Source organism: Parabacteroides sp. AF17-3, from assembly GCF_003635445.1.
Taxonomy (GTDB): Bacteria; Bacteroidota; Bacteroidia; order Bacteroidales; family Tannerellaceae; genus Parabacteroides; species Parabacteroides goldsteinii.
Window position 1 is genome coordinate 114,452 of record NZ_QTMM01000017.1, and the last position, 22,048, is coordinate 136,499.

15 protein-coding genes are annotated in these 22,048 nt (G+C 42.7%); all 15 read left to right on the forward strand.

The genetic code is table 11. The features are described from left to right. Positions 1-149: 149 nt before the first annotated feature. The gene (gene tig, locus DWW91_RS21320; RefSeq protein ID WP_009859578.1) at positions 150-1,502 is read left to right on the forward strand and encodes a trigger factor; all 1,353 of its coding nucleotides are present in this window, start codon (positions 150-152) and stop codon (positions 1,500-1,502) included. Between the two features lie 190 nt (positions 1,503-1,692). Further along, positions 1,693-2,361 (forward strand): ATP-dependent Clp endopeptidase proteolytic subunit ClpP, encoded by a 669-nt coding sequence (gene clpP, locus DWW91_RS21325; protein WP_009859577.1) that lies wholly within the window; start codon positions 1,693-1,695, stop codon positions 2,359-2,361. Between the two features lie 62 nt (positions 2,362-2,423). Then, positions 2,424-3,653, forward strand: a complete 1,230-nt coding sequence (gene clpX / locus DWW91_RS21330) for an ATP-dependent Clp protease ATP-binding subunit ClpX (RefSeq protein ID WP_009859576.1) — start codon at positions 2,424-2,426, stop codon at positions 3,651-3,653. Between the two features lie 28 nt (positions 3,654-3,681). Continuing rightward, positions 3,682-5,865 (forward strand): DNA helicase RecQ, encoded by a 2,184-nt coding sequence (recQ, locus tag DWW91_RS21335; RefSeq protein WP_009859575.1) that lies wholly within the window; start codon positions 3,682-3,684, stop codon positions 5,863-5,865. Positions 5,866-6,003: 138 nt separating this feature from the next. Beyond that, positions 6,004-7,479 (forward strand): IMP dehydrogenase, encoded by a 1,476-nt coding sequence (gene guaB, locus DWW91_RS21340; protein ID WP_009859574.1) that lies wholly within the window; start codon positions 6,004-6,006, stop codon positions 7,477-7,479. A 109-nt stretch (positions 7,480-7,588) separates the two neighbouring features. Beyond that, positions 7,589-9,178 carry a peptidylprolyl isomerase gene (locus DWW91_RS21345; protein ID WP_009859573.1) on the forward strand — a complete coding sequence of 530 codons (1,590 nt, stop codon included), beginning with the start codon at positions 7,589-7,591 and terminating at the stop codon, positions 9,176-9,178. Between the two features lie 13 nt (positions 9,179-9,191). Further along, the gene (locus DWW91_RS21350; protein WP_010800560.1) at positions 9,192-10,046 is read left to right on the forward strand and encodes a hypothetical protein; all 855 of its coding nucleotides are present in this window, start codon (positions 9,192-9,194) and stop codon (positions 10,044-10,046) included. A gap of 21 nt (positions 10,047-10,067) precedes the next feature. Further along, entirely contained in the window at positions 10,068-11,432 is a 1,365-nt protein-coding gene (locus DWW91_RS21355) for a peptidylprolyl isomerase (protein ID WP_009859571.1), read from the forward strand. Further along, positions 11,429-13,051, forward strand: coding sequence for an OstA-like protein (locus DWW91_RS21360; protein WP_009859570.1), 1,623 nt, complete (start codon positions 11,429-11,431; stop codon positions 13,049-13,051). The genes DWW91_RS21355 and DWW91_RS21360 overlap by 4 nt, the downstream gene beginning before the upstream one ends. 25 nt (positions 13,052-13,076) lie before the next feature. Continuing rightward, positions 13,077-13,382 (forward strand): hypothetical protein, encoded by a 306-nt coding sequence (locus DWW91_RS21365; RefSeq protein ID WP_009859569.1) that lies wholly within the window; start codon positions 13,077-13,079, stop codon positions 13,380-13,382. After that, complete coding sequence (gene mutL, locus DWW91_RS21370; RefSeq protein ID WP_122328875.1) at positions 13,379-15,277, forward strand: DNA mismatch repair endonuclease MutL; 1,899 nt, start codon at positions 13,379-13,381, stop codon at positions 15,275-15,277. The genes DWW91_RS21365 and mutL overlap by 4 nt, the downstream gene beginning before the upstream one ends. A gap of 41 nt (positions 15,278-15,318) precedes the next feature. Continuing rightward, positions 15,319-15,855: an RNA polymerase sigma-70 factor gene (locus DWW91_RS21375; protein WP_009859567.1), complete on the forward strand. Its 537-nt coding sequence runs from the start codon at positions 15,319-15,321 to the stop codon at positions 15,853-15,855. A gap of 83 nt (positions 15,856-15,938) precedes the next feature. Then, positions 15,939-16,946 carry a FecR family protein gene (locus DWW91_RS21380; RefSeq protein WP_122328876.1) on the forward strand — a complete coding sequence of 336 codons (1,008 nt, stop codon included), beginning with the start codon at positions 15,939-15,941 and terminating at the stop codon, positions 16,944-16,946. A 186-nt stretch (positions 16,947-17,132) separates the two neighbouring features. Further along, positions 17,133-20,411: a TonB-dependent receptor gene (locus DWW91_RS21385; protein ID WP_010800556.1), complete on the forward strand. Its 3,279-nt coding sequence runs from the start codon at positions 17,133-17,135 to the stop codon at positions 20,409-20,411. Positions 20,412-20,423: 12 nt separating this feature from the next. After that, positions 20,424-22,046, forward strand: a complete 1,623-nt coding sequence (locus DWW91_RS21390; protein ID WP_009859563.1) for a RagB/SusD family nutrient uptake outer membrane protein — start codon at positions 20,424-20,426, stop codon at positions 22,044-22,046. Positions 22,047-22,048: the final 2 nt, after the last annotated feature.

A 22,048-nucleotide genomic window follows, 5' to 3' on the forward strand; every position in this document is an offset into this window, starting at 1 on the left:
ATACAAGATTTTGGATTGAAAAAATTAATATGTGTCTAATTTTGGCTTACTTATAACAAATTAAGTAAACAATTTGCGAGATTAAAAGAATAACTCTAATTTTGCAGCCTAAAATTCGATACGACTATTAATTAAATAAATCATTCAGAATGAACGTTTCGCTTAAGAACATTGATGCCGTTAGCGGTATTGTGAAATTAGAAATAGTGAAGGCTGACTATGCTGAACAGGTTGAAAAGAGCCTGCGCAACTTCCGTCAGAAAGCAAATGTACCGGGTTTCCGTAAGGGAATGGTACCGATGGGTATGGTGAAGAAGATGTATGGAAAACATGTACTGGTTGAAGAAGTCAACAAGTTGGTTTCCGAAAATCTGTTCAAATATATCAACGAGAATAAGTTGAACGTTTTAGGCGAACCGATGCCTAACGAAACAGAACAACAGCCTATTAATTTCGATACACAGGAAGATTTCGAATTTTGTTTTGACGTAGCTTTGGCTCCGGAAATCAAAATCGAACTGAGTAAGGGCGACAAGCTTCCTTATTATCAGGTTGCTATCGACGAAGAGATGTTGAACCAGCAGGTTGACGCTTATACTGCAAACTTCGGATCTTATGACACTGCTGAAGAAGTAGAAGAAAAAGACCTGGTTAAAGGTACTATTGCAGAACTTGAAAACGGTTCTCCGAAAGAAGGTGGTATCGTTGTGGAAGATGCAGTACTGATGCCTTCTTATATGAAGGATGAAGCTGAAAAAGCTAAATTCATCGGTGCAAAAGCTAACACTGTAATCGTGTTCAACCCGAATAAGGCTTACGAAGGCGCTGAAGCAGAGATCGCTTCTTTGCTGAAGGTTGACAAAGAAGCTGTTGCCGGTCTTACCGGAGATTTCAGCTTCGAGATTAAAGAAATCACACGTCACAAAAAGGCAGAACTGAACCAGGAATTGTTCGACAAAGTATTCGGTGAAGGCGTTGTTTCCAGCGAAGAAGAATTCAAGAATAAGATTAAGGATGCATTGGCAGAACAGTTCACTCCTCAGAGCGACTTTAAGTTCCTGTTGGATGCCCGTGAAGTGTTGGTACAGAAAGCTGGCGAACTGAAGTTTGCCGACGACCTGTTGAAACGTTGGTTGCTGGCTGCAAATGAAAAGAATACGGCTGAAAAACTGGATGAAGAGTATCCGAAGATTATCGAAGATCTGAAATATCAGTTGATCAAAGAAAACCTGGTGAAAGGCAATAACCTGAAGGTAGAAGATGCAGATATTGAAAACTTTGCAAAACGTGTGGCAAAAGCTCAGTTTGCACAGTACGGCATGCTTTCTGTTCCTGAAGATGTATTGGCCAACTATGCAAAAGATATGTTGAAAAACAAACAGACTTTACAGAATGTTATCGACCGTGCAGTAGAAGAAAAACTGGCTGCCTGGTTGAAAGAACAGGTAGAACTGGACGTAAAAGAAGTTTCAGCAGAAGAGTTCAACAAACTCTTTGAATAATATTATTCTTCAGAAATCGTAGTATTTACTAAGGTTTCAGCAAGAAAAAGGGGTTCCTCTCTAAAAAATATCTTAGCGGATAGCAAATAAGTTGTTTCTTTCAGAAATTTATTTATAACTTTGTTATTCCGATAAGTCAGAGGGAAATCCCTTTTTTTATGACTTTCGGTTATACAATAAACAGTAAACTATGGACGATTTTAGAAAGTATGCAACAAAGCATTTGCGGATGAACAGTAACGCACTGGATAGTTATATGAATATCACCAGCAGTTATATTTCTCCGACAATTATTGAAGAGCGCCAGCTGAATGTTGCGCAGATGGACGTGTTTTCCCGTTTGATGATGGATCGTATTATCTTCCTGGGAACACAGGTCGACGATTATTCGGCCAATGTGATTCAGGCGCAATTATTATATCTGGATTCCAGCGATCCCGGCAAAGATATATCTATTTATATTAATTCGCCGGGCGGTTCGGTATATGCAGGTTATGGTATTTATGATACCATGCAGTTTATCGGATGTGATGTTTCTACTATCTGTACAGGTATGGCCGCTTCTTTTGCCGCCGTATTGCTGGTAGCCGGAACGAAGGGCAAACGTATGGCTTTGCCGCATTCTCGCGTGATGATCCACCAACCTCTGGGCGGTGTACAGGGACAAGCTTCGGATATCGAGATTACTGCTCGTGAAATCCTGAAGGTAAAGAAAGAACTGTATACTATTATTTCAACTCACTCAGGAAAACCTTATGAAGAAGTAGAACGCGATAGCGATCGCGACTACTGGATGACTGCCGAAGAAGCGAAAGCTTATGGAATGGTAGACGAGATCCTGGTCCGTAATAGTAAATAACAAACATAGAGACAAGGCCTTTGCGCCTTGTCTTTTTCGACAAATAAATAAACAAAATATCTATGGCCAAAACAGGCGACGTTTGTACGTTTTGTGGGAGAAGCAGTCGGGACGTTAATATGCTGATAAATGGGATATCCGGTGCCATCTGTGATGAATGCGCACAGCAAGCGTATGAAATTGTAAAAGAACAACAGCCTGCCAGGAAAAGTTCTCTGGGACTTGACCAGGCGGAACTGCCGAAACCGGAGGATATAAAAAACTTTCTGGATCAATATGTGATCGGACAGGATGACGCCAAGCGTTACCTTTCTGTTTCGGTGTATAACCATTACAAACGATTACTCCAGAAAGTCACTTCGGATGACGTGGAGATCGAGAAATCTAATATTATTATGGTCGGCGCAACCGGTACGGGAAAAACCCTGCTGGCTCGTACGATCGCAAAATTACTGCATGTGCCGTTTGCTATCGTGGATGCTACGGTACTGACCGAAGCCGGTTATGTGGGAGAAGATATTGAAAGTATTCTGACCCGTCTGTTGCAGGCTGCCGATTATGACGTGGATGCAGCCCAACGGGGAATTGTATTTATTGATGAGATAGATAAGATCGCGCGTAAAAGTGACAATCCGTCTATAACCCGTGATGTAAGTGGAGAAGGAGTACAGCAGGGTTTGCTGAAGCTACTGGAAGGTTCGATCGTGAACGTACCTCCCCAGGGCGGAAGAAAGCATCCGGAACAGAAAATGATAGCGGTAGATACTAAAAATATTCTTTTTGTCTGTGGCGGAGCATTTGACGGTATCGAGAAGAAAATTGCACAACGTCTGAACACTCGTGTTGTGGGATATTCTGCCAGCAAGGATACTGCTCAGGTGGACAGGAATAACTTCCTGAAATACATTACGCCAACCGACCTGAAGTCGTTCGGGCTGATTCCGGAGATCATCGGCCGTCTGCCTATTCTGACTTATCTGAACCCGCTTGACCGGAGCACGCTTCGCAGCATTCTGACAGAGCCGAAGAATTCGATCATCAAGCAGTATGTCAAATTGTTTGAGATGGATTCCATTAAACTGACGTTTGATGAAGACGTTTACGAATATATTGTAGATAAAGCTTTGGAATTTAAGCTGGGAGCCCGTGGCCTGCGTTCGATCGTAGAGGCTATCATGATGGATGCTATGTTCAGCATGCCGTCTGAGAAGAAGAAGAAACTCCATGTAACATTGGAGTATGCGAAGGAGAAGTTTGAAAAATCAGATGTAAACCGTTTGCAGATAGCGTAATGCCTGCGGTTTGTAAAATATAATAAGTATGGCGAAGAAGGATAGTTTAACTGAGCATTTAAAGACTCATTTTGGTTTTGATACCTTTAAAGGGAATCAGAAAGCAATCATTGAAAATGTGCTGGCCGGGAATGATACCTTTGTGTTGATGCCCACCGGCGGGGGCAAGTCCCTCTGTTACCAGTTGCCTTCTATAATGATGGAAGGTACTGCGATCGTTATATCTCCCCTGATTGCTTTGATGAAGAACCAGGTGGATGCCATGCGTAATTTTAGTGAAGAAGACGGAGTCGCTCATTTTATTAACTCTTCACTGAATAAGTCGGCGATCGACCAGGTGAAGGCTGATATAATGGCTGGCCGCACGAAATTATTGTATGTTGCTCCCGAGTCGCTGACAAAAGAGGAGAATGTCGAATTTTTGCGCAATGTGAATATTTCGTTTTATGCAGTAGATGAGGCGCATTGTATTTCAGAATGGGGACATGATTTCCGTCCGGAATATCGCCGGATACGTCCTATCATCAATGAAATAGGCAAGCGTCCGCTGATTGCGCTGACGGCAACTGCCACTCCGAAAGTTCAGCACGATATCCAGAAAAACCTGGGTATGATTGATGCCTCAGTTTTCAAATCCTCCTTTAACCGTTCTAATTTATATTACGAAGTTCGTCCGAAGGATGAAAATGTAGACCGCGAGATCATTAAATATATTAAGGCCAACGAAGGTAAATCGGGTATTGTCTATTGTCTGAGCCGCAAGAAGGTGGAAGAGTTTGCCGATATTCTGAAAGCGAACGGTATCAAAGCGCTTGCGTATCATGCCGGAATGGATTCAGGGCAACGGTCGGCCAATCAGGATGCATTCCTGTTGGAAAAAGCCGACGTTATCGTGGCTACTATCGCATTCGGTATGGGTATCGATAAGCCGGACGTACGTTATGTCATTCATTATGATATCCCGAAGAGCCTCGAAGGTTATTACCAGGAAACAGGTCGTGCCGGCCGTGATGGTGGCGAAGGCCAGTGTATTGCCTTTTATGCATACAAAGATTTGCAGAAGCTGGAGAAATTCATGCAGGGAAAGCCTGTAGCGGAACAGGAAATCGGTAAGCAACTGTTGCTTGAAACAGCGGCTTATGCCGAAACTTCCGTATGCCGTCGCAAAGTCTTGTTGCATTATTTCGGTGAGGAATACCTGGAAGAAAATTGTGGAAATTGTGATAATTGTTTGAACCCCAAAAAGCAAGTGGAAGCGAAAGAATTATTGAGTGCGGTACTTGAAGTGATAAGTACTTTGAAAGAAAAATTTAAGGCAGATTATATTGTCAACATGTTGGTCGGTAACGAGACCTCCGAAATTCAATCTTACAAACACAATGAACTGGAAGTCTTCGGTTCGGGAACGGACGAAGATGACAAGACCTGGAACGCAGTGATCCGTCAGGCGCTGATTGCCGGTTATCTGACAAAGGATATCGAAAACTATGGCCTGCTGAAAATCTCTCCGAAGGGAAAAGATTTCATGAAGAAGCCGGTGTCTTTCAAAATAACAAAGGATAACGAGTTTGAGGAAGAGGAAGAATCTGAAGTGCCTGTACGTGGCGGAGCAACCTGTGCGGTTGACCCGGTCCTTTATTCTATGATGAAGGATTTGCGTAAGAAGCTGTCCAAGCGATTGGAAGTTCCTCCTTTTGTGATTTTCCAGGATCCGTCGCTTGAGGCGATGGCTACCACTTATCCGGTGACTCTGGATGAGTTGCAGAATATTCCCGGTGTCGGTGCCGGTAAGGCAAAACGTTACGGACAGGAATTTATTACACTGATCAAAAAACACGTAGAAGAAAATGAGATCGAACGTCCGGAAGACTTGCGTGTTCGTACGGTTGCAAACAAGTCGAAACTGAAAGTCTCCATTATCCAGCGTATTGATCGCAAAGTCGCTCTGGATGAGATAGCGTTGACAAACGGTCTTGAATTCAACGAACTGCTGGATGAGATCGAAGCGATCGTTTATTCGGGAACACGTATCAATATCGATTACTTTGTAAACGATGTGATGGACGAAGATCATGTGGAAGATATCTATGAATATTTCAAAGATTCCGAAACGGATGATCTGGAAGATGCGATCGAAGAGTTGGGCGGTGATTATACAGAAGAAGAGATCCGTCTGGTACGCATAAAATTCTTATCGGAAATGGCAAATTAATAATATGCCGATAGGGTTAATATGCCAATATGCCAATAGAGATAATATATCGTTGTTTTTTATTGGCACATTGGCATATTGTTTTATTGGCATATTATTCGTATATTTGCGCGCAATAATTTTTAAAGCATACGTTTTATGTCATTTATTGCAGACAGGTTAGTTATGGACGGATTAACATTCGATGATGTATTGTTGATCCCCGCTTACTCAGAAGTTCTTCCCCGAAATGTCGACCTTACGACAAAGTTTTCACGAAACATTACATTGAATATCCCGATGGTATCGGCCGCTATGGATACGGTTACCGAGGCAAAGATGGCAATCGCTATTGCCCGCGAAGGTGGTATCGGTGTTATTCATAAGAACATGACGATTGCAGAACAGGCTAAGCAGGTTCAAAGCGTTAAGCGTGCTGAAAACGGAATGATCTATGATCCCGTAACAATCACGAAGGGAAAACGTGTGGCCGATGCGTTGGCTATGATGGCAGAATATAAGATCGGCGGTATACCTGTTGTGGATGAAGGCGGTTATCTGGTTGGAATCGTTACCAACCGTGACCTTCGTTTTGAAAGAGACATGAACCGTTCGATCGACGAGGTGATGACGAAGGAAAACCTGGTCGTGACAGATCAGTCTACAGACCTGGAAGCAGCAGCCCAGATCCTTCAGCAACACAAGATTGAAAAGCTGCCGGTGGTGGACAGCCATAATAAGCTGATCGGACTTGTTACCTATAAAGATATCACTAAAGCAAAAGATAAACCTTCAGCCTGCAAAGATGCCAAAGGCCGCTTACGTGTGGCAGCCGGTGTGGGTGTGACATTCAATACATTTGAACGTGTGGCTGCATTGGTAGAGGCTGGTGCCGATGCCTTGGTTATCGACACGGCTCACGGACATTCCAAAGGTGTGGTCGATGTGTTGAAACAAATTAAAGCACAGTATCCGGGTATCGATTGCGTGGTTGGTAATATTGCTACGGGCGATGCTGCCAGATATCTGGCAGATGCCGGAGCAGATGCCGTTAAGGTAGGAATCGGACCGGGGTCTATCTGTACGACCCGTGTTATTGCCGGAGTCGGTGTTCCCCAGTTGTCTGCAATCTATGATGTTGCAAAAGCATTGAAGGGTACAGGTATTCCTCTGATTGCCGATGGCGGATTGCGTTATTCCGGTGATATCGTGAAGGCGATTGCTGCCGGCGGATCATCCGTGATGATGGGTTCCTTGCTGGCCGGAGTGGAAGAATCACCGGGTGAAACGATCATTTTCAACGGACGTAAGTTTAAATCCTATCGTGGTATGGGATCGCTGGAAGCGATGCAGAAAGGATCGAAAGACCGTTATTTCCAGGATGTGGAAGATGATGTGAAGAAACTTGTGCCGGAAGGTATTGCCGCGCGTGTTCCTTATAAAGGTTCTTTATTCGAAGTGATCTACCAGATGGTTGGCGGGTTGCGTGCCGGTATGGGATATTGCGGAGCGCATAATATTGAAGAACTGCATCAGGCTAAATTCACCCGCATTACCAATGCCGGTGTACAGGAAAGTCATCCGCATGACGTGGCAATTACACAGGAAGCGCCCAATTATAGCCGTGGCGAATAATAAATGTGCATAAATCCCGTTATATAAAAAACACTAATTTAATCGGATAGCATACTTTTTGGGGATGCTATCCGTTAGATTAGTGTTATTTTTGTAATGTGTACGTAGTATGATAAACGGAATTTTGATGAAAAAGTTGCTTGTATTATCTTTAGTATTCGCTTGTTTAACCGGAGAAGCCGCTAATAAGGCTGATTCTGTAGTGATGACTGTGGCCGGAAAACAGGTATCTCTGGATGAATTTGTTTTTATGGCCAGAAAGAATGGTGAAGTTAATTTATCTGATCGTAAGTCATTGGAAAATTATGTGGAACTGTATAAAAACTTTAAGTTGAAAGTTGTCGATGCAGAAACCGCCGGTCTCGACAAGACAAAAGATTTTACCGATGAACTGGAAGGATACCGCGCTCAGCTGACATCAAGTTACTTATCTGACAGAGACGGGGAAGAAGCAGCTCTCCGTGTGGAATATGACCGTTTGGGCGAAGTGCTGGAATTGAGTCATATTTTATTCCGTCTGCCGGGAAAGACTCTTTCAAGGGATACGCTCGCTGTTTATGAAAAGGCGATGAAAGTCTATGAACGTATAAAAAACGGGGAAGACATGGCAACCGTTGGTCAGGAGCTGGCAAAGCAGGACTCTACCAAACAGACCGGATATGAATATGCACGTTGTCTGTTGCCTATGCAGACGATCAAAGCGTTCGAGAATTATGCTTATTCTATGAAACCGGGTGAATTATCCATGCCGGTACGTACTACGCTGGGATATCATATTATTAAACTACATAGCCGCAAACCCAATCCGGGGATGCGCCGTGTTGCCCATATTCTGATCCCTTTCCAGAAAGATTCGGTAACTCGCAGTGATAGTGAAACGTTGGCTTTGGCTGAAGAGGTTTATCAGAAAATACAAGGCGGAGCAGACTTCGGACAGTTAGCAGAAGAAAATTCTTCGGATGCCGCTTCGGCACGCAAAGGGGGAGTGCTTCCCTGGTTCGGTGTCGGAGAAATGGTGGAACCTTTTGAAAAAGGTGCATTTGCTTTAAATACTCCGGGAGAAGTGTCTAAACCTGTTAAAACACGGTTCGGTTATCATATTATTAAATTGCTCGACAAGGGAGGCATCCCATCTTTTGAAGAAAAGAAGAAATCATGGTCCCGTGTGATGGCACAGGGTGAACGTAATTTCGAATATTATAAGGCGTTCGATGAACGTCTGAAAAAAGAGTATGGGTATGTGTTCTATCCGGAGGCTTATGCCGAACTGGTCGCTTTGTGCAATGATCATTTTCCTTCCGACAAGGACTTCTACGAAAAGGCCAAGGATATGAATAAGACATTGATCCATCTGGTGGATACGGATTTCCCACAGAGCGAATTCGCTTATTATATCCAGCGTTGTCCGTTCTCGACAAAAACGTATGCCGGTGATTTTATGCAGGAAGTGTTCGATCTGTTCATTCGTGATATTGTGACAACAACAGAGCGCAAGAATCTGGAAACTAAGCATCCTGAATTTACACATCTGATGCAGGAATATCGGGATGGTATCCTGTTGTTCAATATCAGTAATCAGAAAGTGTGGAGCAAGCCAGCTGCTGAACAGCCGGAGTTGGAAAAAGCCTGGTTGCAGGAGCTGAATAAGGAATATCCTGTTACGATTAACTGGAAATTGTTGAAAAAACTAAAGAAATAAGAAAGAGAAGGTTATGAAGTATTGCTTCATTTTTATAGCATTCGTATCTTTGCTGTGTTCTTGTAAGCGAACACAGCAAACCGACGATGCGGATGTGCTGGTAAGAGTGAAGGACCGGACGTTGAAACGTTCGGAAGTGGTTAGTCTGATTCCGCGGGGGACGTCCTCTGCGGATAGTTTGTTGTTAGCCGAAAGCTTTGTAAAGAAATGGGTAAAGGATGCCCTGGTTTACGAAGTTGCCCAGCGAAACCTGGGGGACGAAAAGGAAGAGGTCGACAAGCTGGTAGAAGAATACCGCCACTCGCTGATTCGTTACCGTTATCAGGAGCGCCTGATCAAAGAGAAATTGTCGGCTGATATCCGCGAAAGCGATAAGCTGAACTATTATGAGGAGAATCAGAAAAAGTTTACACTTGATAAAGCCCTGATCAAGGGACTTTTCCTGAAAATACCGGTGGATGCCCCCGGTTTGTCGGAGGTAAAAGGGTGGTACAAATCGACTTCTGAAGCCTCTTTAGAAAAAATTGAGAAGTATAGTGTGCAAAATGCCACTATTTATGACTACTTTTACGACAAATGGGTGGACTTTGACGAGGTGATGGATAATATACCTGTCCATGTATCCAACTCAACAGCTTATCTGAAGGCGAATAAGTTTGTGGAAGTAGCCGATAGTAGTTATTGCTATCTGCTGAATATCAAAGAGTATCTACCGGAGGGAAGCGTGGCGCCTTATGATTATGCGAGTTCGCAAATCACGGAGATGCTGATCAATCAGCGGAAAGTAGATTTTTTGAAGACGTTTGAAGAAGAATTATATAAAGATGGAATCAGAGGAGGTGATGTAAAGTTTTTTACTGAACCGTAATTTGTAACTTATAAAGTAGAAATGATGAAAAAGATTTTAACTGTATTCTTTCTTGCCTGCTTATCTTGTGCGGCAATGGCACAGGATAATGTGATTGATGAGATTGTGTGGGTGGTAGGAGATGATGCTATTTTACGTTCGGACGTAGAAACGCAGCGTTTGTATATGCAAAACGAAGGCGAACGTCTGGATGGTGATCCTTATTGTGTGATTCCGGAACGGATAGCGATACAGAAACTGTACCTGAACCAGGCGAAGATAGACAGTATCGAGGCCAGCGAAAGCCAGGTGATACAGCAGGCTGACCAGTGGATAACCTGGGCAATCAACCAGATCGGATCAAGGGAAAAAGTAGAGGAATATTTCGGAAAGAAAATCTCACAGATCAGGGATGAACAGAAGGAAAAGTTCCGTGAACAGCAGATCGTTTCAGAAATGCAACGCAAGCTGATCGGGGAGATCAAGATGACTCCTTCTGAAATTCGTAAGTTTTATAATCAGTTGTCGAAGGACAGCCTGCCGACTATCCCGACAACAGTGGAAGTCCAGATCATTACTTTCGAACCGAAGATTCCGTTTGATGTGACGGATGCTATCAAAGCACGACTGCGTGATTTTACGGAACAGATCAACAGCGGTAAGATGGAGTTCTCTACGTTGGCCCGCCTGTATTCCGAAGATCCTGCTTCTGCAGCCCGTGGCGGTGAGATGGGATTTATGAGCAAGACTGACCTGGTGCCGGAGTTTGCCAATGTGGCATTCAACCTTTCTGATCCGAAACGTGTATCTCAGGTTGTGCAGACTGAATATGGATATCATATCATCCAGCTGATCGAGAAACGCGGTAACCGTATCAACTGCCGTCATATTCTGTTAAGACCGAAAGTGTCAGAAAAGGAATTGACGGAAGCGACTGCCCGCATGGACTCATTATATGCGGACTTGCAGGCAAACAAATTCTCGTTTGAGGAAGCTGCAACATTCGTTTCATATGATAAGGATACCCGTAACAACAAAGGGTTGATGGTTAACCAGAATCATGAAGGAAACAATTTCGGTACTCCGAAGTTTGAAATGCAGGAACTTCCCCAGGAAGTCGGTAAAGTGGTATACAACATGCAGGTGGGTGAAATCTCCAAACCGTTTACTATGATTTCCAACAAGCAGAAGGAAGTGGTTGCCATCGTTAAATTGAAATCCCGTACAGAACAGCATAAGGCAAATCTTTCTGATGACTTCCAGGCAATGAAGAATATGGTGGAACAACAGAAAAGAGAAGAATTGTTGGATGAGTGGATCAAGAAAAAGCAAAAAACTACGTATGTCCGTATTGCCGAAGGATGGCGTAACTGCGATTTCAAATATCCGGGTTGGGTTAAAGAATGAAGATTGTAAAAAAGTTTTTTCTTACAGGACTGCTTTGTCTGCTGGCTGTTTGTGTGTTTGCACAAACGCAGGATTCCATATCCGTCAAGCAGGGAGAGACTCCTACAGCCGATACGGTCACAACTAAAAAGACACTGGTTTATCTGCTGCATGCCGATACTGTATCCTATGATAAGGAAGTGATGAAGGCTGATGCACAGTTTCTGGAGGGAAATGTCAGTTTCCGGCACGATAGTTCGTATATGTATTGCGACAGTGCATACTTTTTTGAGGCGACTAATTCGCTGGAGGCTTTCAGTAATGTCCGTATGGAACAAGGAGATACTTTGTTTGTATACGGCAATTACTTGTTTTATGACGGAGATACCCAGATTGCTTACCTGCGTGAAAATGTCCGTATGGAGAACGGGCAGGTAACGCTTTTTACCGATAGTTTGAACTATGAGCGTATTCCCGATATCGGTTATTATTTTGACGGCGGTTTGATCGTTGACTCGCTGAATCAGTTGTCCTCTTTCTACGGTCAATATTCTCCGGGCACGAAACTGGCTATATTTAATGATAGTGTGCGTCTGGAGAATCCGAATTTTACACTCTATTCGGATACGCTTCATTACGATACCGAATCGAAGATTGCAACAATACTGGGACCTTCCATCATTGTTTCAGACAGCGGGACGATCCATTCTTCCCGCGGATGGTACAATACGGAAGCTAACACTTCGCTGTTGCTAGACCGTTCCGAAGTTTATTCGGGCAACAGGGTCCTGATCGGCGATTCTATATCATATGACCAGAATGCCGGTTTCGGTGAAGCCTTCGGGAATATGTGCTTGCAGGATACGGCTCAGAAAGTAATGCTGGAGGGACAGTACGGTTTCTATAATGAGCGGACGGAATATGCGTTTGCAACCGACAGTGCCCGTTTCCTTGAATATTCGCAGGGCGACACGTTATATCTGCATGCCGATACGCTGGAAATGATGTCGATCGATTCGACGGCCCGCGAAATAAAGGCATTTTATGGTGTGCGTTTCTATCGCACCGATATGCAGGGTGTTTGTGATTCCATGCAGTTTAATACGCGTGATTCCATATTATATATGTATAGGGATCCGATTCTGTGGAATGAGCAGTACCAGATATCCGGTGATACGATAGTTATCTATATGAATGACAGTACGATCGATTATGCACATGTGATACAATATGCATTTGCAGTGCAGCATCTCGATTCGACTTATTATAATCAATTGAAAGGGAATGACCTGAAAGCATATTTTGAAGGTCAGGCTGTCCGGCAGATCGATGTCGAAGGGAATGCGGAATCCATCTTCTATCCGTTGGATAACGGTGCGATGATCGGTTTGAATGAAACCAAGAGCGGATTCCTGACAATTTGGGTGAAAGACAATGCGTTGGAACGGCTGAAGATATGGCCCAGTCCGCAGGGAAGTCTTACCCCTATACCTGATCTCAAGCCGGAACAGAAAACACTGAAAGATTTTTATTGGTTTGATTACTTGCGTCCGAAAAATAAAGATGATATTTATCAGGTAGTGAAGAGGAGAGTCGAAGACGCACCGGTTCGAAGCAATAAGTTTAAGCACGAGCAATAGCATTTATTATTAAATTTGTTGAGTTATGGCACTTTTCTCATTTTATAATGTACGTAAACCCCGGCAGTTCAATCATAAACCTATTTATTGGGATCCCCATAAAGAGGCGATGGAAGAACGTGTGCGTAAAATGAAACGCGAGATGGGCATGGAAGAATCGCTGGAAGATTACAAGCCGCAGATCAAAGGAACTTTTATTGAGGGTACTTCGCATCTGAAGAAAAGCCTTGACAGGGGCGACGATGCACGTAGCCGTAAATATAAGAGTGTAAAACTGATCGTGGGGATTGCAGTCCTGGGTGCTTTACTCTGGTTTTTGTTTTGGTCATGAGCGATATAATCCATTTATTACCCGATAGTATAGCCAATCAGATAGCGGCCGGTGAAGTCATTCAACGGCCTGCTTCCGTTGTAAAGGAACTGGTTGAAAATGCGATCGATGCCGGAGCCGCACATATCCAGGTGAACATTAAGGATGCCGGCCGTACATTGATCCAGGTAGTCGATGACGGGAAAGGTATGTCTGAGACAGATGCCCGTATGGCATTTGAACGGCATGCTACTTCCAAGATATCTTCGGCTGAAGATTTGTTTTCCCTCCATACGATGGGATTTCGCGGAGAGGCGCTGGCTTCTATCGCTGCGGTAGCCCATGTGGAACTGCGTACCCGTTTGAGAGGAACTGAGTTGGGTACGAAGCTATCCATCGCCGGTTCCACATTGGAAGATATTAGCCCCGATGCTTGTACAGAGGGAAGTATTTTTTCGATCAAGAACCTATTCTTTAATGTACCCGCGCGCCGTAAATTCCTGAAATCGAATGAAACGGAGTTCCGTAATATAATCAATGAATTTGAACGTATCGCCCTGGTCAACCCGCAGGTAGCCCTGGTGTTGAACCACAATGATACCGAGATATTTAATTTACCGGAGTCAGGTCTCCGCCAGCGTATTATAAATGTATATGGCAAGAACCTGAACCAGAAGTTGCTTTCTGTGGATGCACAAAGCTCGCTGGTCACTATTTCCGGTTTTGTAGGTCGCCCGGACTCTGCCAAGAAGCGTGGTGCACTGCAATATTTCTTCGTGAACGGACGTTTCATGAAGCATCCCTATTTTCATAAGGCCGTTATGCAGGCTTATGAACAGTTGATCCCTCCCGGCGAACAACCCAATTATTTTATCTATTTCACGCTTGATCCTTCTACGATCGATGTAAATATCCACCCGACTAAGACCGAGATTAAGTTTGAGAACGAGCAGCCTATCTGGCAGATACTGATGGCGGCAACCCGTGAGGCGTTGGCAAAGTCGAGTGCTATCCCTACCATTGATTTTGATGTGGAAGATGCGATAGACATCCCGGTTTACAACCCGGTCAAAGAACCGGACGGATTTAGAGCACCGACCGTGCAGCTTGATTCGGGTTATAATCCTTTCAAGGCATCTTCTACCCCGTCTTCTTATTCTCCGTCTTCGCCATCCCCTTCGTTTTCCGGGAAGTCGGAGTTCGACTGGTCACAACTCTATCAGGGGTTTGAAAGCGACCGCGATGCCGTGCGTAAAGATTTGGAAATGATGGGAGAGGTGATTGAGACGGATGCTGATGAGAAGCCGGAACCGGTAGCTTCTGTTGTTGGAGGCGAAGCCTTGTTTGCTGAAACGACTACTCCATGCTATCAGTACAAAGGTCGTTATATCGTTACTTCATTGAAGTCTGGCCTGGCCCTGATCGACCAGTACAGGGCTCATGTGCGTATCTTGTTCGACCAGTATCTGAATAATATGCGACAGCAGAAAGGTGCATCGCAGCAGGTTCTTTTCCCCGAAATCATTGAGTTCACGGCAGCAGAAGCAGCTGTCTTGCCTGTTCTGTTGGAAGATATGCGTTTTATCGGTTTCGACTTGTCGAATCTGGGAAATAACAGTTATGCGATCAACGGCCTGCCTGCCGGACTTGAGAATGTAGACCAGCTGGTTCTGATAAAGGATATTGTCAACCGTGCTATCGAGACAGGATGTGAAGTACATGAAGAGATCTGTGAAGCAATCGCTTTGTCTCTGGCAAAAGCTGCAGCCATCCGTCCGGGTAAAACATTGTCTGCCGACGAGATGGATCACCTGATCGCAACCTTGTTCTCCTGCCCGGATTCCAACCTGACCCCCGACGGAAAGACGATCATTTCCATGCTGACTGACGAAGAACTGGAGAAACGGTTCAGATAAGTAAATAATATAGTATATTTGCTCGTCTAATAACTAAGGAGATGAGTGAGCAGGAGTTCCGCAGCATATACAAGCAGTATCATAAAAAACTATGCTATTTTCTCAATTACTATACTCACGATGAGCAAGCTATTGAGGAAGTTGTACAAGATGTTTTTGTATACCTCTGGAAAGAATCTGACAATTTGAATATAACTTATCTCAAAACCTATCTGTATAGCAGTGCCCGGAATAGGATGTTGAATTATCTACGGAATGAACATACGCGGACGATCATATTGGAGCGATGGGCTCAAATGGAATTGGAGGAAAGACAAGCGCAGGATTGCATTGACCGGGCGGAGTTTTTTTTATTATTACAGGATACGATCGAAGCTCTACCTCCAAAATGTCGGGAAATTTTTTTGATGAGCCGCGATGAGCGAAAAACTTATAAAGAAATTGCGGAAGAGAAAGGTATTTCAGTCAAAACTGTTGAAGCCCAGATGGGAATCGCATTAAAAAGAATAAGAGAAAAGATGCTTTCATCTTATAAAGAAGGAGGGGATATCTTCGTTTTTTTGCTAACTCTGCTATAATTATTCGAAAATCAGAAAAAATATTATTTTGTTTTAAGGGTATTCTTTGATGGGATGTGTCTATTATATAGAAATATAAAAAGATGGATCAGAAAATACCTCATACATTATTGGCGAAACACTTCGTAAACCAAACTTCCGTAGAAGAATCAGAGGAAGTGAGGAGGTGGCGTGCCCAATCACCTGAGAATGAAAAATTATACAAGGAATATCTACATGAATGGGAAATTGCACATGCTGATTTTTCCCGGTTCGTGCTACCAGATAGTGATAAGATGTGGGGAAACATATTGTCCCGGATCAATGAACCTGTTAAAACAATATTATATACTAAGAAGAAACTTTATAAAGCCATTGCTGTTGCAGCTTCAATTGCTTTATTGGTTGGACTTTCTTTCTCTGTCTGGCTTTCTGCTTATTACCGTTCGGATGGAAATTATTTGGCTGCGGAGGCTGTATTTATTGTTCCTTCCGGACAAAAATCCCAGCTTATATTGCCTGATGGAACGAAAGTTTGGATGAATTCCGATTCAAAATTGACTTACCCGGTAGACTTTTCTAAAAAACGCCGATTGGTAAAATTGGAAGGTGAAGCTTATTTTGATGTCGTACATGATGAGAATAATAAATTTATTGTGAATACCGGTACGGTCAATGTACTGGTGCACGGTACAAGTTTTTCAGTGACTGATTATCCTACCGATTCTTTTATTTCAGTGGCTCTGGAAAAGGGGAGTGTCTCGGTAGAAACCAGTCGGGAGCATGATTTACTGACCAGATTGGTGCCGGGACAGAAATTGCTGATCGCTAAATCGGATATTAGCTGGAATGTTTCCGCTTTTGATGCAGAGGCTTATAATATCTGGATGTTGAATAAATTACAGTTTAAAGGAGAATCCCTTTACGATGTCTTTAGAAAAATAGAGCGTTGGTATGGGGTTAAGATCAGGTTGGAAAATGAAAATCCGTCTTATTCTTATTGGTTTACTTTGAAAACGGAATCATTGACTGAGATGTTGAATCTGATCAACCAGATAACTCCTATAGACTATAAAATAAACGGAGAGGAGGTGACCATAAGATATAAATAACAGATTCCCCCCTTTACTTTTCTATTGGTGTAGTAAAGAAGAGGCATTATGAACCGCTATTCATAATGCCTGCGACCTTCAATATAACTCTTGTTCGAAGATTCTATTCATCGTAATGAATAGAATAGGGAGCTTATATTCAAGGGCAAAGATACGATTTTTATTATAACCTTAAATTTTAAGAAGATGTTTAAGATAAGAAAAACGTTAATTGTTACGTTATTATCAATAATTTTTACCAATGTAGGATTTGCCCAATCCGTGAAAGTGACGTTGTCGCTAAAGAATAGTACCTTGAAAGAGCTTGTCTCTTCCGTTGAAAAACAAACAAACTATACATTTGTTTTTTATAATGAGATCAATTCGGATCTGCCTGTCTCTGTTACATCTAATAATGAGGCTCTGAAATCTGTATTGGATAAAGTTCTGCCTCCGCTTGAAATCTCTTTTGAAGTTTCAGGGAATCATTTGATCCTGAAAAAAGCAATGGAACGAACTCTGAAAAAGGTAAGTGGATTTGTCAAAGACGATAGTGGAGAGGGGATTATTGGTGCGAATGTAGTAGAGAAGGGAACGACCAATGGTACGGTTACGGATATGAACGGATATTTTGAATTCTCGGTTGCTGCTGATGCTGTTTTACAGGTTACATATATTGGTTATAACCCGAAAGAAGTTTCTGCAAGTTCCCGGCAGCCGGTAGCTATTCAATTAGAAGAAGATTCAAAACAAATAGAAGAGATTGTCGTTATAGGATATGGTACACAGAAAAAGATATCTGTTACCGGATCTGTTGTTTCATTGAAGGGGGACGAGGTAATGAAAAGTCCGTCGATTAATGTAGCCAATTCTTTGATCGGACGTTTACCTGGTGTTATTATAAATAACCGTTCAGGAGAGCCTGGCAGAGACGATCCGTCCATTTTTATCCGTGGTAAAAGTACGACGGGCGACTCTTCTCCTTTAGTCCTGATCGATGGTGTGGAACGTGGAGGTTTAGGCGAAATAAATCCCAATGATATCGAAAATATTTCAGTGTTGAAAGATGCCTCTGCAGCGATTTATGGAGCAAGAGCTGCCAATGGTGTTTTACTGGTGACTACGAAACGTGGGAACACCATGAAACCCTCTGTAAGTTTCTCTTATAATCAGGGATTTTCGGAATCGACGCGTACACCAAAGATGGCAGACTCTTATACTTATGCTAAAGTATATAATGAAATAGAGGAAGGAGAAGGACGTGCTCCGAGATATACTGCAGAAGAACTGGAAAAATACAGAAACGGTTCGGATCCAGATTATCCGAATACGGACTGGTATGGCTTTATCACCAAGAAGTTAACTCCGCAACATCGTGTAAATTTGTCAGTATCAGGTGGTAATGAACGTTTGAAATATTATTTATCGTTGGGTGAGTCACATCAGAGCGGACATTATAAAAATGGGACAACAGATGTCAGATTATATAATTTACGTTCCAATATTGATGTTCAGGTTACTAAATATCTTCAGGTAGGAATGAACCTGGCAGGAAAGGTCGATGATAATCATTATCCGTATTTCTCGACGAATGAGACATATAGTCATATCTTTTTATATTTGCCCAGTTGGCAGCCTTATTGGCCCGGGACGGACAAGTTAATGCCAAACCGGGGAAGTGAAAATATCATGAATATGGTAAGCGACGCTGGTGGAACACGGGATATAAAGACTACAGCTCTTCAGAGTACGGTTTCTTTTAAACTGGATATCCCTTGGGTGAAAGGTTTGTGGCTGGATGGTAGTGCCAGTTATGATGCAGGTTATGTCTTTACCAAAGATTTTCAGACACCTGATTATGTTTATTATAAGGATGAAAAGACAGGTGAACTGTATAAAGGACGTTCCGGTATGGGAAGCGATAAGGCCAATCTTTCTGAGAAGTATGAGAATCCGACTAATTTGTACATGACTGCAAAGTTGAACTATGATCATACCTTTGGTGTTCATCATGTTGGTGCCATGGTCGGTTATGAACAAAGTGAAACAAAAGGAAATTATCTTCAGGCCTATAGAGGGGATTATGTTTCCATTTCAATACCGGAGATCTTTGCCGGAAGCAGTGATAAAAACAAACAAAGTAATGATGGGAGTTCGTCACAAACGGCGAGGCAAAATATTTTCGGACGTTTGTCTTATGATTACGCTGGGAAATATTTGGCCCAGTTCACTTTCCGTCGGGATGGATCTCCTAATTTTCCGGAAAACAAACGATATGGATTCTTCCCTGGCTTTTCTTTAGGGTGGAGAATCTCGGAAGAACCGTTTATGAAGAATTTGCTTTTCCTGGATAACCTGAAGATACGCGGCTCTTATGGCAAAATGGGGAACGATCAGGTTGGGGCTTATCAGTATCTGACGACTTATAGTTATGGTAGCAACTATGTAATAGGGAAGAATGATGTAACCGGGTTAGTTCAAAACGGTGTACCCAATCCTAATATCACCTGGGAAGTTGCCAAGACAACCAATATTGGTTTTGATTCTCGTTTATGGAATGGTCTGTTAGGAATTGAGTTTGATTATTTTAAAACCAGACGTTCCAATATATTGACGAAGCGTTCTGCTATTATTCCGGATTATACAGGATTGAAGTTGCCGGATGAGAATATCGGTATAGTAGATAATAAAGGTTTTGAAATGATCGTTTCCCATGAGAACTATTCAAATCCTCTGAAATATCGGTTGTCTGCTAATGTGTCTTTTGCTCGTAATAAAGTTGTTTTCAGTGATGAGCAACCTGCGGCTGAGCCCTATCAGTATGCAACCGGTCGCCCGATCGGATCGGGATTGTACTATAATGCAATTGGTATTTTTGAATCGGAAGAGCAGATAGAGTCATTGCCTCATTTATTGAATACACAACCGGGAGATATCATTTATGAAGATGTCAACAAAGATGGTCAGATTGATTCAAGGGACCGTATCCGTGTGAACCAGACTAATACTCCTGAAATAGTTTATTCTTTTAATGCGAATTTCGAATATAAGGGATTCGACCTCTCGTTGCTGTTCCAGGGACAGGAGAATGCAAAACAATATTTCGGAAGTTATTTTCCGGTAATGAGTTATTCATTGGGAAACTTTATGGAATGGCGTGCCAAGGATAGGTGGGCACCAGAAAATACAAAGGCTTCTATGCCGAGAGGTAGTTCGAGTATGTGGAATAATAATACGGAAGCTTCGACCCAATGGCTGTTGAATGCCGGTTTTCTTCGTTTGAAAAATCTGGAATTCGGTTATACGCTACCTGCTTCTATCTGTGAGAAGTTATGGGTAAAGAATCTGCGCGTTTCTTTTAGTGCCAATAATCTCTTTATTATTTACGATCATATGAAGGAATTGGGATTTGATCCGGAAACAACAGACTTTTGGTATTACCCGCAACAGCGTACCTATAACTTTGGCGTAAATGTAACATTCTAAATACTATTTGATATGAAAAAGATAATTTATATATTAGTGGCTATTTTAGCTTTGAACTCATGTGATGTGCTGGACATGAAACCTCTGGATAAAGTTTCGGATGCTGATGTATGGGAAGACAGTGCATTGATAGAACTTTATGTGAATGCTTCTTATAATTCTATCAATCATGAATTTAGTCAGCATATGTTAAGTGATGCGAGTGACGAAACTTATTGTATTCATAATTGGGCTAATTTCTGGGTGATTCAAAAAGGAGAAATGACTTCTGATAACGTAACGGGTATTTCAGAGAAGATTAATTATTGGAAGTCTGCATATAGTAACATCCGTACGATCAATGTTTTCTTTGACCGGATTGATGATGCTCCGGTTGAGACAGATCTAAAAAACAGAATGAAAGGCGAGATGAAATTTATCCGTGCCTGGATCTATGCGAATCTGATTTGGCGTTATGGCGATGTTCCCCTGATCACAGACTTGTTCGAGTTGAATCAGGATTATAAGGTGAAACGTGATTCTTATAGCGATTGTGTGGATTTCATTACAAAAGAACTGGATGAAGCGATGACTTGGTTACCTGCAAAATCGAGCAGTGAAACGTTGGGACGTGCTACAGGGGATGCTTGTAAGGCTTTAAAAGCGAGAGTTCTATTATATGCTGCCAGCGAGCAGAATAATCCTTCCCATTCAAAAGAAAAATGGGAAGCAGCGGCAGAAGCGACAAAGGCCGTATTGGATGCCGGATATAGTTTGGGTAATGATTATCAGTCTGTCTTCCTGGAAGATAATGATGAAATAATCTTTGCGCGTTACTTTACGCAGGCCAATTCTACCGACTTTATGCTGTTTAACGGTCGGAATGGTTCAAATGGATGGACCGGAGAGAACCCGACGCAGAATCTGGTGAATGCTTATGAGATGACAAATGGTGAATTACCATATCTGAATGAGGAATTGCCGTTGAAGATAAATCCGGCTTCCGGCTATGATGAGTCGAATCCATATGCCGGACGTGATCCGCGTCTGGATGCTTCGATCCTGCATGATGGTTCTATGTGGGCCGGACGGGAGACAGAAACCTGGCACGGCGGACTTGATTCACCGGAGAGTAGCATCGGTTCATGGAATGCCTCGAAGACGGCTTATGCGTTTAAAAAGTTCATGGTCGAATCCATTCCGCCCTCAGGGTCATCTGTAAAACCTGAAAATCCCTGGATATTCTTCCGGTTAGCAGAATTTTATCTGAATTATGCAGAGATCATGTATGAGTTGGGCAATGAGGAACAAGCCCGTGAATATGTTAATAAGGTACGTGCCCGTCAAAGTGTGAATATGCCGCCTGTTACCGCTTCCGGCGAAAAGCTGAGAGATAAGATACGGAATGAACGTCGTGTGGAGCTTGCTTTTGAAGGACATCGCTTTTTTGATGTAAGAAGATGGTGTATCGCTGATGAAACAGAGAATAGGGACCTATTGGCAATGAATATTCAAAAGCAGGCAGATGGTACTAAAACATATGAAGTTACAATGTTATTGAAGCGGTCGTTTTTAGAGCAACATAAACTGGTTCCTATTCCTCGTACGGAGATAGATAAGAGTGAAGGTTCGCTGGTGCAAAATCCAGGTTATTAATA

Bases quoted from the DNA above. Each gene is read 5' to 3' on its own strand.
- tig (WP_009859578.1), top strand. From the start codon at position 150: ATGAACGTTTCGCTTAAGAACATTGATGCCGTTAGCGGTATTGTGAAA.
- DWW91_RS21385 (WP_010800556.1), top strand. From the start codon at position 17,133: ATGTTTAAGATAAGAAAAACGTTAATTGTTACGTTATTATCAATAATT.
- DWW91_RS21360 (WP_009859570.1), top strand. From the start codon at position 11,429: ATGAAGATTGTAAAAAAGTTTTTTCTTACAGGACTGCTTTGTCTGCTG.
- guaB (WP_009859574.1), top strand. From the start codon at position 6,004: ATGTCATTTATTGCAGACAGGTTAGTTATGGACGGATTAACATTCGAT.
- clpX (WP_009859576.1), top strand. From the start codon at position 2,424: ATGGCCAAAACAGGCGACGTTTGTACGTTTTGTGGGAGAAGCAGTCGG.
- DWW91_RS21350 (WP_010800560.1), top strand. From the start codon at position 9,192: ATGAAGTATTGCTTCATTTTTATAGCATTCGTATCTTTGCTGTGTTCT.
- DWW91_RS21375 (WP_009859567.1), top strand. From the start codon at position 15,319: ATGAGTGAGCAGGAGTTCCGCAGCATATACAAGCAGTATCATAAAAAA.
- DWW91_RS21355 (WP_009859571.1), top strand. From the start codon at position 10,068: ATGATGAAAAAGATTTTAACTGTATTCTTTCTTGCCTGCTTATCTTGT.
- DWW91_RS21380 (WP_122328876.1), top strand. From the start codon at position 15,939: ATGGATCAGAAAATACCTCATACATTATTGGCGAAACACTTCGTAAAC.
- clpP (WP_009859577.1), top strand. From the start codon at position 1,693: ATGGACGATTTTAGAAAGTATGCAACAAAGCATTTGCGGATGAACAGT.
- mutL (WP_122328875.1), top strand. From the start codon at position 13,379: ATGAGCGATATAATCCATTTATTACCCGATAGTATAGCCAATCAGATA.
- DWW91_RS21365 (WP_009859569.1), top strand. From the start codon at position 13,077: ATGGCACTTTTCTCATTTTATAATGTACGTAAACCCCGGCAGTTCAAT.
- DWW91_RS21390 (WP_009859563.1), top strand. From the start codon at position 20,424: ATGAAAAAGATAATTTATATATTAGTGGCTATTTTAGCTTTGAACTCA.
- recQ (WP_009859575.1), top strand. From the start codon at position 3,682: ATGGCGAAGAAGGATAGTTTAACTGAGCATTTAAAGACTCATTTTGGT.
- DWW91_RS21345 (WP_009859573.1), top strand. From the start codon at position 7,589: ATGATAAACGGAATTTTGATGAAAAAGTTGCTTGTATTATCTTTAGTA.